The organism is Halomonas sp. A40-4, assembly GCF_015767635.1.
GTDB lineage: Bacteria > Pseudomonadota > Gammaproteobacteria > Pseudomonadales > Halomonadaceae > Vreelandella > Vreelandella janggokensis.
Genome location: NZ_CP065230.1, coordinates 3,745,838 through 3,761,775, shown reverse-complemented (window position 1 = coordinate 3,761,775; position 15,938 = coordinate 3,745,838). Strand labels below are relative to the sequence as shown.

Genomic DNA, 15,938 nt, shown 5'->3' with positions numbered 1-15,938 from the left:
AGATCAGTGTTTTCTTCGGTTGAGGCCAATTGCTTCTAAAAAAGATTTTTTAAATCGACATTTAGGTGAGATTAACGCCAACGTTTCTGGATAGTCGTTTATTGCATGAACTCGTAGCTCTGAAAAATATGCGCCTGCTTTGCCTGGGTCTAAAGCTAAAGCTAAGTCACTACTCATGTTTAACATGAGAACAACTCTATTTAATTCACTTAGTAGCGGTGGCTCAATCAGATTGACTCTGATTTTTAAAGAAGCAGGAAAACGCCTGGCAAGTTCGAGTGATCGAAAATTCCCCACGCATACATATATTTTACTTCTACTGCCATTTTTCTTTTCATAGATAATAGGTGGTGAGAGAAGAATGGCTGCTTTAATGGCTTCCTCCGTCAGATCTCGCGCGTCTTTTAATAAAGGGGGGCGTAGCATAAGTGTTTTTAAAATATCGTGAGTGATATGCTCAGAGATTTCTATCTGAGACGCGGGAACAAGTTTTGAGCCTAGAAGATTTATCATCAAATTTTAAGGTATTTTGGCTTCATTTCTTATTAAACCTAACTGTGTTTTTGGTAAAAATCAAGGCTATTTTTACATGCAAAATGTACCGAATAAATTTGGATTTTAAAAGAATCAGTATGATTTTTATACATGCAGAAGTTGGGCAGGTTAATGAGCAGGTGTAATATCCGTATTACTGATATTACACTTAAAATAAGTGCTTAAGCCGGTTGTTAGGGAAACGCTGCATAAATACGGCCGCCGCTGTCTTAGTACCCTCGGCAGGGTATAATTTGGTTAGCTATTGTTCGACAGAGTTTTCGATGAAGTAGGTCTCGTTTGCTCAGGCTGAGCATCAGAACAAGAAGAAGGCCACTCGCCGGGAGCGGCTCCTGGCACAGATGGATACCCTAATATCATTGCAGCGTCTGATCGAGGCGTTGTCGCCGTCTTACTTTCCTAAATCGGTGGGCAAGCGCGGTCGGCCACCAATCGGTCTAGAGCGAATGGTGCGGGCCTATTTCCCTGCAGCAATGGTACGGACTGGCCGACGAAGCGCTCGAAGATGCCATCTATGACAGCCAGGCCATGCGTGACTTCATCGGTATCGACCTTGCCATCGAAAGTGTTCCCGACGTGACCACATTGCTTCGCTTTCGCCATCCGCTGGAGAAGCAGTAGCCACCCCGCGCAGATTGTCTGATCAGAAAGTACGATCACCGCGGCCAAACCGATAAAGCACCCATGCGTCTGGAAGGTATCGAAGTTGTGGGGAATATAAGAATTATTAACTGGTAGACCCCCCCCAGAGGTGCCGCCAAGTCAGCGGCTTCAAGCTCGCAAATGGTCTCACGCATAATGCGCGCCAGGTAAATGTTATGAAATACTCAATTAACAAGCAGGCATATTAGGCGAACACCTCTCGCGACTGACGTATTAACTAAATAGCTATAAATTATTTCATTTATCCTTAAAACGCTTAATATTATTATACACTGCATAACCGCCAGCAATTAATGTAGCGATCATGATAAATAAAATCGGCGATATACCTATCCAGAACTGAGACGCATCATTCATGTCTTCACCTCTAATAATGTCGTTCATATAGATATTAGCAGAAAATTCACGAGTGGGAGACATATGCCAAATGAGTATCTCTTCAAGAATCCGCACAATCACGACCCGCTTATCCCAATATGCAGCCTCTCGAGCTTCTCCTGTTTGCACCGACAATGTCTGCAACAGTAGCTCATTCTTCTCGACCGACTTTTTAAGATTCTACCGGGCAATATTATCAACAGTCTCAGGCGCTGAAGGATCACACTGATGAAGCAGCTCTTTGAGCGTATACCTGGGTGAATCACCTGAGAGGACGCTGATCAATTCATCCCCGGGCAACTGCAGCGAACAATGTTCGCCTGAGTGTTGTCCCCGCGATCACTATTGAGCCACTGTCGGTGGCATTTTTTCCGGGCAGCCGTGTTTTCCGGCTGCCTGGCCAGATTCAAGACACACTACCCCCATGAACGTGTTTCTGGCATCGTCCGGCCAACACCAGGTTGGCCAACGCAAATAGGCTGAACAGCTGAGCTTGGTTCTTCTTAGTCAGCCCCTTATAGCAAACCTTGCGATAGCCAAACAGGTTCTTAATGACATGAAACGGATGCTCGACCTTGGCATAGATATTGGTTTTGGTCTTTTCGAAGGCCAGCATCAACGTTTTCTTCCAGCTGTCTTCCATTTTCTTAATTGCGCTGCGTCTGACAGGGGCAAAGCACCGCGTCTCCGAACTCTGCTTTTCTTCAACTAGATATTTCCCCATGCCGAAACACCCTGTGTCGCCATCTATCCGTTTACCATCCTCTCTGACCAGATGCCTCACCATGGTGACATCGGCGACGATGGTGCCCTCGCGCATGAACAATCCTTTTTCGGCCAGGTGAGCATTGATCTCCTCGAAGATCCGCTGGGTCAGGGCATGCTTTTCCAGCAGATGGCGGAAGCGCAGCAGTGTGGTCGCATCCGGCACGCTCTCGATGGCCAAATCGATTCCCACGAAGTCACGCATCGCCTGGCTGTCATAGATGGCATCCTCCAGCGCCTCGTCAGCAAGCGCATACCACTGTTGCAGGAAGTAGATCCGCAGCATGCGCTCCAGGCCAATGGGCGGTCGGCCCCGCTTGCCCGCCGCGTTCGGGAAGTAGGATGGCGACAGCGCGTCGATCAGCCGTTGCCAAGGCACCAAAGCCTCCATCTGGGCCAGGAACCGCTCTCGACGGGTGACCTTCTTCTTGTTCTGGTGCTCTGCCTGGGCGAACGAGATCTGCTTCATCGGATGGCTCTGTCAGACGGTGGCGGGATGGTCAGATTCTACCCTGCCGGCCGCTGCGAGGCAGCTCCGGCGGATTTGTGCAGCGTTTCCTTAATAAACTAGACGATAGTCTAGTTTTTGCCGATATGCGTGTCATGTTCTGCCCTCGGTAACCACTTATCCAACATGATGAAGGCTACTGGGTGTTCTTTCTATCTATCTGAATTAAAATCTTAAATTCTCAATCTCAGGCAGGTTCTTATGCGGCATCGCCGCTCACTAGGACCGCATGAGGATATCCCTTATACGACTTTAGCAGGTTTGACTCCCGCGTCGGAGAAGCTATCTTAGATCTGTAAGTTAGATATCTAATAAAATACGTCGCCACCCAATGGTGACCTGGGACCCCCCCCCAAGATGAAGGAGACCGTGAGCTATGTTGACCCCGGAAGAAAATGAACTGCTGTGCCGTGTCGAAGGCGAGGCCCCAATGGGGGAAATCATGCGTCGTCACTGGCTTCCTGCCTGCCTGTCGGAAGAAATCGAGGAACCGGATGGGGATCCGGTGCGGGTGAGGCTGCTGGGAGAAGACCTGGTGGCTTTCCGCGATACCGACGGCCGCGTGGGCGTACTGGACGAAATGTGTCCCCACCGCCGGGCGTCGCTGGTGTTGGGTCGTAATGAGGAGTGTGGGCTGCGTTGCCTCTATCACGGCTGGAAGATGGACGTCGACGGCAATGTGCTCGAGATGTCATCCGAACCGCCGGAGTCGAAGATGACCGAGAAGGTCAAGCACAAGGCCTATCCCACCCATGAGGCGGCGGGTTTTGTCTGGGTCTACATGGGCCCTCCCGACGAGCAGCCGGAATTCACGGCCCCGGTGTTTCAGCCGACACCCGATACCAAGGTGTCCATCTCCAAGGTCATCATCGACTGCAATTGGGCCCAGATTCTCGAAGGGGCCATCGACTCGGCGCACTCGTCCAGCCTGCACTCCACCGACATGGTGCCCGCGCGGACCACCGGCGCCGAAGCCACGGATACGCTGTGGCTGCGTCCCTCCACGGACAAGGCGCCACGCCTGCAGGTCCAGAAGACGCGCTTCGGCTTCCGCTACGCGGCGATTCGTCGGCCGATCAAGGATGCCAAGACGCACGACTACGTGCGTACCACGCTATTCATTGCCCCCTATACCGTGCAGATTCCACCGAACAACCAGTACGACATCGCCATTCTGCACGTGCCGATCGACGACACCCACACCGCCTTTCACTTCATCGCCTGGGGCGACGCTGCCACCACACCGGATACGGAGTCCTGGCGCAAGTTCCTGGGCACGCAGATCGGTATCGATGTCGATAAGAGTTTCCGTAAGTTCCGCACCCGCGAGAACAACTACTGGCAGGATCGGCGGATCATGCAGCTGGGCACGAGTTTTACCGGCATCAAGGGGATCCCCAACCAGGACATCGCCATGTGGGAAACCATGGGACCGATCGCCGATCGCACCCATGACCGGCTGGGCGCGAGCGACCTGGCGATCGTCGAGTTCCGTCGCCAGATGCTCCAGGCGGCCAAGACCATGCAGCAGGGTGGGACAGCCATCGGTGCCGAAGAGCCACGCATTCCGCATTACAAGCTCAAATCCTTCCAGGGCATTGTGACTAAGGAAACCGACTGGCGTGAGCTGGGGACGGCCCCGGAAGAGGCAGAGTATTACGTAGAAGAATGAGTTCATGACACCCGCTCAGCGGTACGGTCATAGCTTCGCGTGGGAGGCGTGCTCGCCTCCCAGCATGGCGATTCTCTGATCACAACACAGGAACCCTGATGAACAAGCTCGAACTATCCATTGCGGTGGGTAATTATGACCGCATGCGCCCCTTGATCGACGGTGAGGTACAGATCGATGGCGTGGACCCGGTGTTCATGCTGCATGATCCGGAAGAGATCTTCTTTCGTGCTTTCCGACATGCCGACTTCGACATCACCGAGTTGTCGCTGAGCAGTTACACGGTGAAGACGGCGGCAGGGAGTTGCCCCTATATCGGCGTGCCGGTTTTCCCCTCGCGCGCCTTCCGCCATACCTCGATCTATGTGCGCACCGATCGCGGTATCGAAACCCCCGCCGATCTGCGTGGCAAGCGCATCGGTGTGCCCGAGTACCAATTGACCGCCAACGTGTGGGCGCGGTTGTTTCTCGAGGAGGATCATGGGCTCGAACCGCGTGATGTAACCTGGATGCGTGGTGGCTACGAGGAGCCTGGCCGGGTCGAGAAGATCAACCTCGATCTGCCCGATGGGGTACGCGTGGAGAACATTCCCGAAGGGGAAACCCTCTCCGGCATGCTGGCCGCAGGTGAGCTGGATGCGGTGATGGGGCCGCGCGCGCCCTCCTGTTTCGAGCAAGGGCATCCTCACGTGGGCTATCTGTATGCCAACCCGCAGCAAGCGGCATCGGATTGGTACCGCCGCACGGGTATCTTTCCCATCATGCACCTGCTGGGTATCCGTAAGACGCTCGTCGAGCGTCACCCCTGGCTGCCGTTCTCCGTCTATAAGGCCTTCGAACAGTCCAAAGCCAGAGCCCTGGCCAAACTCAGCGACACTTCGGCCACCAAGGTGACCCTGCCGTTCGTCGAAGATCAACTACGGGCCGCGCGCCAACTCATGGGGGATGACTTCTGGTCCTATGGTTTTGCTCCCAACCGCCAGACCCTGGAGCGATTCCTCCGGCAGCATCACACAGAAGGGTTGTCACGACGGCTGTTGGAGCCCGAAGAGCTTTTTCATCCCGCTACCCTGGAGAGCTTCAAGATCTGATCACCCTTGGCATGGCTGAGCCGATGTAGAGTGACGCTAACTAACAGCCTTATAACAATCCATAACGACTGTAGACTACAAGGTACAATAATGAAAATATCACTCAAGAAAACCCTGATGACCGCGGCTCTTGTCGTTCCCAGTCTGGCGATGAACATCGCTGCTGCGCAGAGCTACAATATGACCGTTGCCGGTGCCTCCCCCGGTGGACTCTGGTCGTTGCTCGGTGCTGGCCTGGATAGCGCCATGAAGGCCGAGTTCCCCGGCTCGACCGTCACCTACCAGACCTCCGGTGGTGGCCTCGCCAACGTGGCCGTCCTCCAGCGCGATGACGCCAGCCTCGCGATCATCGAGGATGCCGTTCTGCAGCGGGCTCGAGAGGGCGAGGCGCCATTCCGCGAGCCGACCGACGATATCCGGGTCCTTGCCTACCTGTACACCTGGGCGCCGATGCAGGCCGTGATGCGCGAAGACTTTGCCGAGGAGTATGACATCACCAGCTTCGAAGACATCGCTGAGATCCAGCCGCCGATCACCATTGCCATTAACAAACGCGGCAATATTGCCGCGAGCGTGGCCGAAAGCATGCTCGAAACCATCGGGGCGAGTCCCGACGAGGTCAAGCGGTGGGGCGGTAACATCATCTACGCGGCCTCCGGTGAGCAGTCGGGACTGATCCAGGACCGCCGCATCGACATGTTCCTCAACAGCCTGTTCGTCGGTCAGAGCTCGATCATGCAGGCAGGGGCAAGCGTCGACCTGACCCTGTTGCCGCTGTCCGAGGACACCGTGCAGGCCGTTACGACGAGCACGGGCACCACGCCCTTCGTCATCCCTGGCGGTGCCTATGATTGGGCCCTCAGTGACGTCCCCACCGTCTCGATCAGCGCCGCTTTGGCGGTGCGCAGCGATATGGACGAACAGCAGGCCTATGACCTGACCAAGGCCATCTACAAAAACTACGAGAAAGTGGCCGGTGTCCATCCAGCCATGCAGAGCCTGACTCCGGAGATCATGGCTTCCGTGGAAGTCGTTCCCTATCACGACGGGGCCGCACGCTACTTGAAAGAAACGGGCCTTCGTTAAGTGGGTGAGCCGGCATCAATGCCGAGGAGATATCGATGAATCAGATTCTTTCGGTCTTTACGGGGACCGGCGCCAAGCGACAGTTAACGGGTAAGCTGGGGATGGCAGTGCATGGATGCGCTGCTCTGGTGGCACTGGCGGTCATCTATACCACGACGATCGTGTATGTCGATCTCTACGTCATGATGGTGGTGTTCCTGTCCGCCATGCTGGCCCTGCTGTTCATCAATATTAGTCCAGGCCCCCTTGGGCGCAAGGACCGGCCAGGCCTGATCGACTGGTGCCTGGTGCTGGCCAGCATCGCCGTCGGCGTGTATTTCTTGCTGGAAAGTCAGCGGATCGCTGAACGCATCACGCTGCTGTTTCCACTGGAAACGCCGGACCTGCTCGCGGCCAGCGTGTTGCTTGCGCTTACCATCGAGGCGACGCGGCGCACCGTGGGCTTCGGCCTGACCAGCGTGGTCATGGTGTTCGTGGTCTATAACCTGTGGGGACATGGCCTGCCGGGAGCGCTCGGGTTTCGGGAAGTCAGCTATAATCACTTCCTGGATATCATGATGTTCACCTCGGATGGCCTGTTCGGCGTGCCGCTGCGTGTCGCCGCGACCTATGCGTTCCTGTTCGTGATGTTCGGGACCTTCCTGTCCAAGGCGGGTGGTGCTGAGTTCTTCTACAATTTATCGTCGGCGCTCGCCGGGCGTCGTACCGGGGGACCGGCGAAGATCGCCGTGATCTCTTCCGGCCTGTACGGCACCATGTCGGGTAGTCCGACCTCCGATGTGGTCACGACGGGCTCCGTCACTATCCCTATCATGCAGCGTCTGGGCTACAGCAAGCCCTTGTCCGGCAGCGTCGAGGTGGCGGCCTCCACTGGGGGCAGCCTCTTGCCGCCGGTGATGGGCTCGGCGGCGTTTATCATGGCGGAATACACCGGCATCGAATACCGTGAGATCGCCATCGCCGGCATCGTCCCTGCTCTGTTGTACTACCTCTGCGTCTACGCCCAGGTGCACCTGCGTTCCCAGAAATTGGGCCTGCGTGGCCTGTCCAAGGAAGAAACCCCCCCGTTGAAGGGGACCCTCAAGAACGGCGGCCTGTTCATCGTGCCCCTGGTGGCGCTGTCGGGCGCGCTGCTGATGGGCTATTCACCGACCTTCGTGGCGGCCATCGCCACGGCGGTGGTGCTGATGGTCGCGATGGTACACCCTTCGACCCGTATGGGCCCCCGGGCGATCTGGAATGCCCTGGCCGTCACTACCCTACGCATGGTGTCGGTGGTGGCCGCCTGCGCGGCGGCCGGTCTGGTAATCGGCGGCATCTCCATGACCGGCCTGGGCGGTAAGTTTGCCGACCTCGTCTACTTGATGGCCGGGGACAGTGCCTTCCTAGCGTTGGTCATTTCCGCCGTGCTGGCGATCATCCTGGGGATGGGCATGCCGACGCCGTCGGCCTTCATCCTGGGCGCCGTGCTGGTGGGGCCCACGCTGCTGTCGATGGACTTCAGCGTCCTGCAGACCAACATGTTCATCCTCTACTTCGCGGTGCTCTCGGCGATGACCCCGCCGGTGGCGGTGGCGGCGTTCGCGGCCTCGGCCATCGCCGATGCCAGCCCGCTGAAGATCGCCGTCGGCGCCGTCAGGCTGGCCATCACGGCGTTCATCGTGCCGTTCGCGTTCGTCTACGGCGAGGGGCTGCTGATGGTCGGCAGTTGGCAGGCGATCGCGGTCTCGTGTGTGACGGCTATATTGGGAGTGCTGCTGTTGAGTATCGCCGTGGAGGGCTACTGGCGTCAGCCCCTGGCCATACTCCAGAGGCTTGGCTTCGGCTTGGCAGGGCTGCTTTTCATCACCCCCAGTTGGTGGGCCGTGGTGGCGGCCGTGCTGGTAGGTGTCGTGGCGATCATTGCCTCCCCACATCTGCGGCTGCATGGGCACAAGACCCCTGTATGACGGTGTCGTGCGCTGGCCGCTAACCCACAGATCGCGTCATCCCTGCCGATGAGCAGGACGGGATGGCCCCGGCAGCGTTTCCAGCGGTGCCGGGGCCACTGCCGCTGGTGATGTTACCCAAATCATGACGACCAAAGGAGCGTACATGTATCGAATCGATAGCCAAGCACTCGGCGAGGCGATTACCCGTAATGTCACCGAGGCGCTGGAGGAAGACATCGGCAATGGTGATATTACGGCGCAACTGGTCGCGCCGGACGATCAGGGAGAAGCCCGCATCACGGCCAAGGAAGACGCGACCCTGTGTGGCGTCGCTTGGGTCGGTGAGGTCTTCCGTCAGCTCGATCCGGCGGTACGCATCGAGTGGCACGTGGCCGATGGTGACCGAGTCGAACCCGGCCAGACGCTCTGCCGTCTGACGGGCAATGTCCGCTCGCTGCTCAGTGGAGAACGCAGCGCGCTCAACTTCCTCCAGATGCTCTCCGGCACCGCCACCCGCAGTCGCCACTATGCCGACCTGGTTGAGGGCACCGCGGTGAAGTTGCTGGATACGCGCAAGACCCTACCGGGACTGCGTCTGGCACAGAAGTATGCGGTCGCCTGCGGGGGCTGCCACAGCCACCGGATGGGACTGTATGACGCCTACCTGATCAAGGAGAATCACATTGCTGCCTGCGGCGGCATCGCCCCGGCGATCGAGGCGGCGCGACGCCTGGCCCCCGGCAAGCCCATCGAAGTGGAAGTGGAAACCCTCGACGAACTCCGGCAGACGCTCGAGGGGCTCCCCGACATGATCATGCTGGATAATTTCAGCCTCGAGGACATGCGTGAGGCCGTGTCGCGGACCGCTGGTCGGGCCAAGCTCGAGGCCTCGGGAGGCGTCACGGAAGCCACCCTGAGCGATATCGCTGCCACCGGGGTCGATTTCATTTCATTGGGGACCTTGACCAAGGACGTGGCGGCGATCGATCTCTCGATGCGCCTTTCGCTGAGGCAATAGTGCCAGGCCGACCCTGGGAGACGGTTGAAGCATGGGGGAGGTAAGAGGGCGGCCGGCGTCAGCGTCGGCGCGACCAGCTCGAGGAGCGTGAAATCGAGTAGGAAGGAGGGCTTTCCCTCGTCCTCTTACACTCCGTCTGTACCATTCGGTATATAAGTGCCTATTCAAAATTAATCGCGTGATCAGTTCCGTAACCACCGAGTAAGCGGTGTACCTCTTCACATAGACGTTCAAACGAGAGATAGGCACTCAAAGGCAGCCAGGTGTACTTCATCTGCCGCCACAGAATCTCTATCAGATTCAGCCCTGGTGAGTAGGCAGACAGATAAGTGCCCAATCTAAAGTTTTCGTGTAATATCCATGCCAGGATTTCTGGCACGGACAGAGCCATGGAAAAACGCTTCATTGCCCCTCTCACTGAACCTGAACAACAGACGCTGACCTCCGCCTATCACCATGGCGAGAAGCGCGCTCTCCGTCGTCGGGCGCATGCCATTCTACTGAGTGACCAAGGCCATACGATTAACTAAATCAGTGAGATACTTCAGGTTCGCCGCGATGCCGTATCACGATGGTTCAAGCAATGGGAAGTGTCCGGTTTGGATGGTCTCATTCACTCAAGACCCAGCGTGACGAAACGGACTTTCGCAAAACGCAAGGCCTGATGAACGCGCTTCACGAGCGAGAGAACCAAGGCGAGCACGAGCTCTATTACTTTGATGAATCAGGTTTTCGTCGTCGGTGCCGTATGCGTGGAGCCCTATCGGCAAGCCTTGGGAAGTCACTGCCTACTCCCGCAGCCGAAGGCTAAACGTGTTGGGATTCTTCGCCGTTGTGGTGCTCGACAATGCCAGCATGCATCGCTCCAAGGCCTTTAGACGCAAGAGGGTGGAGTGGATGTCGCAACGTGCGCACCTGATCTATCTGTCTGCCTACTCACCAGAGCTGAATCTGATAGAGATTCTGTGGCGGCAGATGAAGTACACCTGACTGTCTTTGAGTGCCTATCTCTCGTTTGAACGTCTATGTGAAGAGGTACACCGCTTACTCGGTGGTTACGGAACTGATCGCGCGATTAATTTTGAATAGGCACTTAACATGCATTATAGGATCATATCAAGAAGTTAATAACGACCCAAGATTTACCAGATACTCGAAGCCATAAAGCAAATTCCACTTCTCCTTCAGGGGGCGAAAGAAGCGCTCAACAGGGTCATTTTGTAGGGCGGCGGCCATGCAGTCGCCTGCGTACCTCCAGTTCATCAATTCAGATTATTCTATTTTTATCAGTGCTCTTTCATCGGTACAGTTTCAAGTCCGTGTGATAGCGCGTGAAGTTGACCCGGTTTGGTGGACACCCGACCCTTTGAGAAGGGGGAGTCCACTATGCCCAAGTTCCGAGCCCCTTATCCTGCTGAATTCCGGCAGCAGATCGTCGAACTGGTCCGAGTCGGCCGAACCCCGGAAGAGCTAGCCAAGGAGTTCGAACCCACCGCTCAGACCATCCATAACTGGGTGAAGCAGGCCGACCGTGATGCGGGACATCGTCACGATGGGCCGACCAGCACCGAACAGGAAGAACTGCGACGCCTGCGTCGCGAGGTCAAGCAGCTCCAGCCAGGGCCTGCTCTCGGGTTGAGACATCTTGCTGCTGCTGGGCCTTGGTCCGCCACTGGTAGAGCTGGCTGGCCTGAAGGCCCAACTCTCACCACACAGTAACTCCGAGACACCACCCTCGGCAACAGCGTTAGTCTGGCGCAATCGGGTAGGAGGCGGGGTTACCCCCGCCGTCCTCCCACACCACCGGGCATACGGTTCCGTACCACGGCGGTTCATGAAGGCTATCTGAGTCGTTGTATCGTACCGAGTATCGAGACCAGCCCCTGATCCATGAACCAGCTCACGGGGAGAGCATGATTCAAATGGGACGCTCCCGCGTTCCACCATGGCCCCTGCCGTTGGTGGCCGAGCGCCACGCCCGTTCCTTCGGGAGCCCTAGCTTCATCAGCCGCCGTACCCTCGGATACACCCGTTTCCATTGCCGCCACAACAGGCAACGTAGGCGGCGACGTATCCAACCATCCAGCGTTTCCAGAGGCCTCTTCACATCCACCCGTCGGTAGTAGCTGGCCCAGCCTCGAAGTACCGGGGCCAGTTCCTTGAGGACTCGCTGAAAGCTGCCTCCTCGTCCGCGCCGGAAGACCGCCTGAACACGTTGTATCAGTCGGCGCAGACTGGTCGGCGCCAACGTCAGACGAGGTTGACGATGAAACGTCAACTGATAGCCCAGAAAGCTTCGACGCCACGGGCGATCCACCGCGCTCTTGCGGCGATTGATCTCCAGCCTGAGTGAGTTCTCGAGATAATCACTCAGGCTGTCCATGACCCGCTGCCCCGCTCGGCGGCTGCCCACATACACCTGCAGATCATCCGCGTAGCGGCAGAAGCGGTGCCCTCGTCGTTCCAGTTCCCGGTCCACATCGTCCAGCAGGATATTGGCCAACAGGGGGCTCAGGGGCCCACCTTGTGGTGTCCCCTGCTGCCTCTTCACGACCCGGACATGCTCGACCACTCCCGCTTCCAGGAAGCGGCGTATCAGGCGCAGAACCCGACGGTCACGCACACGACGTGCCACACGAGCCATCAACAGATCGTGGTTCACCCGGTCGAAGAAGGCCGTCATGTCGAGGTCAGCCACCCAACGGTGACCTGCCTCGACGTGGCTCTTCATCGCCGACACGGCCTGCTGGGCGTTGCGTTTCGGGCGATAGCCGTAACTCGACTCAGAGAACTCCGGGTCGAATATCGGCATCAGCACCTGCAACAGGGCCTGCTGGATCAACCGATCCACTACCGTGGGAATACCGAGTTGCCGCATTCCACCCTGGGGTTTGGGGATCTCGACGGCCCGGATCGGGCCGGGGTGGTATTCGCCTGCCAGCAGCCGCTCGCGCAGCACTGGCCAATGACGCTTCAGATGATCCGCCAGTTGAACCACCGTCATGCCATCGGCACCCGGCGCCCCCTTGTTGCGCATCACCCGCTGGTACGCTCGCTGCATGTTGCCGGTGGCAACCACCTGCTCCATGAGCCAGCTCGACTCCGCGTTCGTCCACGATGATGACGCCGGACAGCTCTCGGCTCCCACCGGCCGGGACTCGGGGTTCTTCCCCTGCCCCTCTGGGTAGGCCGTCCTGTTCGGATCGGTATCAGCCTTGTCGAGTCTATCGCGAGACATCATCGCCTACTTGCGGTCCTTCATGTTCGGCCCTTGGTGCCGTGGTGAGCCGGCACTTACTATGGCCTCTGCTGACTTCTGGGCAGCCATCCCGTCGCCTCTCGACGCCGGTAGCCCCTTCGGGCAGCTATCCCAGACCTCCCAGGGTAAGACGCGTGACCTTCCCGCTTATGCCTGTCGGATTTACGTCATGGCGTTCCGTGCAAGTATCGGGCTTTGATGATAGTGGCCATCTCACCCCGCCATGCCGCCTCGTATCCGCTTCCTGTTCGTCAGGCCAGCGTTTTGCCTTCGACTTCCTTCAGATTCCACCTCGCGGTGGACACCCTTGCCGTTCGGCTAGCACTTCCCCTTGCCGGGTGTGCAGGGGACTTTCACCCCCAAGTCATCCCGAAGCACCACCCTCGGGAACAGCGCCGTCACGGCGCTATGCGCCATGCCTGGCGCACCAAAGAAACGACCGGTGCCACGGGCACCGGTCGCCATCTCAGCTTGTGCTTGTGGCGCGCGCCTGACGTGCACGCTGTTTCCATAACTGCCAGGGCCTCTCCACCTGGCCTTCGGTGGTCTCCATCGCTGACCTAGCCTCGCCGGCGGTGAGGTATTCGACGGGGCCGAGGCGCAGGGCATCGGCCTGCAGACGCGCATTCACTTCGACATAGATGGCCCGATAGACTGCTTGCTTGAGCGTGGCCGCGGTCACGGTGGCACCGTGACCGCGCATGAGCACGACGTTGTTCTCCCCCAGGGAGTCGGCCAGGGAGGCACCGAGGGCGCGATCACGGATCAGCAGGTCTGTGGCCGTACCGGCCACATCGCGGATCTCGAAGATTGGTGCTCCGTCTCCCAGGAAGCCGCTCATGTGGCACATCGGGCGCAACGGGGTCGACTTGACGGCACTGAAGGGCACCACCGAAGGGGAGTGGCTGTGTACCACTGCCATTACATCGGGACGGAGCCGATAGATCTCGCCATGAATGAAGCGCTCGAGGTACACCTTCCGCCCATCGGCATCGACGGGCGTACCATCGAGCTCGAAGGTCAGTATGTCGTCGCGGGTAACCAGGCCCGGCGCCATGTTGCGGGCCAGAAGAAAGCGTTCTGGATCGTCCGGGTCGCGGATGCTGATATGTCCGAAGGCGTCGAGCACGCCCTCATCGAAAAGGATATGGTTGGCATCTACCAGGTCGTCAAGGAGTGCCTGCTTGTCTTGTGCCGTTGGTGTCGAGTCGTAGGGAGTCATCGCCTGTTCTGTCCTGTCTTGGGGTCGTTATCAGGCAACCAGCCCGCCCGGTCATTCGTTGGCGTCGGCCAGGTTGCGGATGATCGTGAGCAAGGTGCGCCGGGTTGCCCGTAGGTCGTCGTCATCCACACCTTGTACTGCGATGTCGTTGACCTCTTCCGCCAGGGGCACCAGGATCTCCTTCAAGTCGCGTCCCTTCTGCGTCAAGTAGATGTGGATGTTCTTGCGGTTGCCGTTCAAATGCCGCCGTTCGATCAGGCCGTTGGCCTCCATGGCTTTCAGGGCGGTGAAGGTGGTCGGCTCCATCAGCCCGGCCTGTTCGCTGAGTTCTCGCTGCGTCAGTCCTTCGCTGACCCACAGGATGCGCAGGAACGACCAGTGGCCGAAGCTGACCGAGTGCTCGGCCAGTCGTGTCTGGAGGCTCTTGGTCAGGACGCGCCCGGCGTCCCGCACCAGGTGGGCCAGGCGGTCGTCCGGCACATCTTCCCGCCAATGACGCAGGATCGTGTGAGTTTCCTGAGTGCTGCTGCGTGTCATGGAGATATTCTCTCATTTGCCCTGAACGAGGCTCCAAATTATAACCGACCGCTCGAGGGCAGGCCTACCTGATGGGACAGCGCAACATCCTTCTCCGTGGTGGCGGAGTCGAGCATGGCTAGGCACACCTCCATGGTAGCCATGCCCCAGGCACCGGAGTGAATAGGTGGGCGGTCGTGACGGACGGCGGCGATCAGTTCGTCGAGGACCTCTCGTCGCGGTATCGTCGGCGCGGAGAGGGGTTCAAGATAATGTCGATCGTTGGCATAGACCTCCACGCCCTGAGGCGTGGGACGCAGGTCGGCACCGTCACAGGAGACCACCACGAAGCCGAAGTGATTATGGGTGATACCTGCCAGGCTGCTGGTGGCCAGCGACAGGCCGGCACCGTAGGTGCGGGCGTTCTTGAGCTGAGCTTCCTCTTCGACACCGCGAAGCCCCGCCAGGGCGGCGCGGGCCTGGCCGTAGCATTGCGGATCGCGGGGCTGTCCCAGCTCTCCCGTCCAACCACAGAGTTCGTCGCTATCGAAATGGGCGTATCCGCTATAGGTCATGTTGGCGAAGGCGCCATCGTCGAAGTTCAGTAAGGCACTATAGGCCCCTTCGGTGGGGCGGGTCGCGTCCCAACGACCGGTGGCGGCGCGCACGCTCGCGACGCGACCACCGCCGAGCAGGCGCACGATATCTACCTGGTGGGCGGCCTGGCTGAACACCACGCCGCCGCCTTGCGCCGTGTCCAGCTCCTCGGGGCGACGCGGGCGATAGAGGAAGTCGGTGAAGTTCAGGGCACTGATCATGCGCACCGCGCCGAACGCCTGGCTGTCGATCAGTTTCCGGGTGTGCAGATAGGGCGCATCGAAGCTATGGCTGTGGCCAACGATCAGCCAGCGTCCGGCATAGGACATGGCATTGATCATCGCCTGGCAGTCCGCGAGGGAAAGTGCCATGGGCTTTTCGACCAGCACATGCTTGCCGTGTCGGGCGGCCAGTTCGACGTGCTCACGGTGATACTGGTGGGGTGTGGCGATATACACCGCCTCCACCTCGGGATCGGCACATAGCTCGGCCACCTCGGCATAGGCGTTAGCGGAGAAATCGGCGGTGAATTGCTGGCGCGCTTCTTCGCGCGGGTCGGCTGCCGCCACTAAACGTATGCCGGGATGGGCCGCGAGGGTGGGTAGCAACAGCATGAAGCCGCGTCCCAGCCCCGCGATGCCGAGTCTCAAGGGGGATTCTGACATGGTGCGTCCTCC

The 15,938-nt window shown here is 58.4% G+C and carries 14 protein-coding genes and 4 pseudogenes; 9 read left to right on the top strand and 9 right to left on the bottom strand.

Going from position 1 to position 15,938, the window contains the following annotated elements:
* Window positions 1-3: 3 nt before the first annotated feature.
* Window positions 4-513, bottom strand: coding sequence for a hypothetical protein (locus tag IT895_RS17430; RefSeq protein ID WP_199284182.1), 510 nt, complete (start codon window positions 511-513; stop codon window positions 4-6).
* Between the two features lie 314 nt (window positions 514-827).
* Between IT895_RS17430 and IT895_RS17425 the strand changes: the two are divergent.
* Window positions 828-1,167, top strand: a pseudogene (locus IT895_RS17425) (transposase); the annotation flags it as partial.
* Window positions 1,168-1,455: 288 nt separating this feature from the next.
* Here the strand turns inward: IT895_RS17425 and IT895_RS17420 are convergent.
* Window positions 1,456-1,740: a hypothetical protein gene (locus IT895_RS17420; RefSeq protein ID WP_159343426.1), complete on the bottom strand. Its 285-nt coding sequence runs from the start codon at window positions 1,738-1,740 to the stop codon at window positions 1,456-1,458.
* 262 nt (window positions 1,741-2,002) lie between these two features.
* Window positions 2,003-2,830 (bottom strand): transposase, encoded by an 828-nt coding sequence (locus IT895_RS17415; RefSeq protein WP_159343425.1) that lies wholly within the window; start codon window positions 2,828-2,830, stop codon window positions 2,003-2,005.
* A gap of 415 nt (window positions 2,831-3,245) precedes the next feature.
* On the opposite strand from IT895_RS17415, the gene IT895_RS17410 reads away from it, so the two are divergent.
* From IT895_RS17410 to nadC, 5 genes are all read left to right on the top strand, one after another.
* Window positions 3,246-4,541, top strand: coding sequence for a Rieske 2Fe-2S domain-containing protein (locus IT895_RS17410; protein WP_159343424.1), 1,296 nt, complete (start codon window positions 3,246-3,248; stop codon window positions 4,539-4,541).
* Window positions 4,542-4,639: 98 nt separating this feature from the next.
* Window positions 4,640-5,632, top strand: coding sequence for an ABC transporter substrate-binding protein (locus IT895_RS17405; protein ID WP_159343423.1), 993 nt, complete (start codon window positions 4,640-4,642; stop codon window positions 5,630-5,632).
* Between the two features lie 90 nt (window positions 5,633-5,722).
* Window positions 5,723-6,718: a TAXI family TRAP transporter solute-binding subunit gene (locus IT895_RS17400; protein WP_159343422.1), complete on the top strand. Its 996-nt coding sequence runs from the start codon at window positions 5,723-5,725 to the stop codon at window positions 6,716-6,718.
* 35 nt (window positions 6,719-6,753) lie between these two features.
* Window positions 6,754-8,667: a TRAP transporter permease gene (locus tag IT895_RS17395; RefSeq protein WP_159343421.1), complete on the top strand. Its 1,914-nt coding sequence runs from the start codon at window positions 6,754-6,756 to the stop codon at window positions 8,665-8,667.
* A gap of 145 nt (window positions 8,668-8,812) precedes the next feature.
* Window positions 8,813-9,667: a carboxylating nicotinate-nucleotide diphosphorylase gene (gene nadC, locus IT895_RS17390; RefSeq protein ID WP_159343420.1), complete on the top strand. Its 855-nt coding sequence runs from the start codon at window positions 8,813-8,815 to the stop codon at window positions 9,665-9,667.
* A gap of 160 nt (window positions 9,668-9,827) precedes the next feature.
* Here nadC and IT895_RS17385 read toward each other — a convergent pair.
* A pseudogene (locus tag IT895_RS17385) lies at window positions 9,828-9,995 on the bottom strand (IS630-like element ISHsp2 family transposase); the annotation flags it as partial.
* Window positions 9,996-10,056: 61 nt separating this feature from the next.
* Between IT895_RS17385 and IT895_RS17380 the strand changes: the two are divergent.
* Window positions 10,057-10,756 (top strand): annotated as a pseudogene (locus IT895_RS17380) (transposase).
* A 297-nt stretch (window positions 10,757-11,053) separates the two neighbouring features.
* Window positions 11,054-11,284: pseudogene (locus IT895_RS17375) on the top strand (transposase); the annotation flags it as partial.
* Between the two features lie 301 nt (window positions 11,285-11,585).
* On the opposite strand, the gene ltrA reads toward IT895_RS17375, so the two are convergent.
* Window positions 11,586-12,908 carry a group II intron reverse transcriptase/maturase gene (ltrA, locus tag IT895_RS17370; protein ID WP_233337293.1) on the bottom strand — a complete coding sequence of 441 codons (1,323 nt, stop codon included), beginning with the start codon at window positions 12,906-12,908 and terminating at the stop codon, window positions 11,586-11,588.
* Window positions 12,909-12,966: 58 nt separating this feature from the next.
* Here ltrA and IT895_RS17365 point away from each other — a divergent pair, with 58 nt between their 5' ends.
* Window positions 12,967-13,125, top strand: a complete 159-nt coding sequence (locus IT895_RS17365) for a hypothetical protein (protein WP_199284180.1) — start codon at window positions 12,967-12,969, stop codon at window positions 13,123-13,125.
* A 119-nt stretch (window positions 13,126-13,244) separates the two neighbouring features.
* Here IT895_RS17365 and IT895_RS17360 read toward each other — a convergent pair whose 3' ends face one another.
* The 4 genes from IT895_RS17360 to IT895_RS17345 are packed head-to-tail and all read right to left on the bottom strand — an operon-like array spanning window position 13,245 to window position 15,926.
* Window positions 13,245-13,391: a hypothetical protein gene (locus tag IT895_RS17360; RefSeq protein WP_199284179.1), complete on the bottom strand. Its 147-nt coding sequence runs from the start codon at window positions 13,389-13,391 to the stop codon at window positions 13,245-13,247.
* Between the two features lies 1 nt (window position 13,392).
* Complete coding sequence (locus tag IT895_RS17355) at window positions 13,393-14,148, bottom strand: class II aldolase/adducin family protein (protein ID WP_159343418.1); 756 nt, start codon at window positions 14,146-14,148, stop codon at window positions 13,393-13,395.
* 51 nt (window positions 14,149-14,199) lie between these two features.
* Entirely contained in the window at window positions 14,200-14,685 is a 486-nt protein-coding gene (locus IT895_RS17350) for a MarR family winged helix-turn-helix transcriptional regulator (RefSeq protein ID WP_159343417.1), read from the bottom strand.
* A gap of 38 nt (window positions 14,686-14,723) precedes the next feature.
* A complete protein-coding gene (locus IT895_RS17345) occupies window positions 14,724-15,926 on the bottom strand; it encodes a Gfo/Idh/MocA family protein (protein WP_159343416.1) in 1,203 nt (400 codons plus the stop codon).
* Window positions 15,927-15,938: the final 12 nt, after the last annotated feature.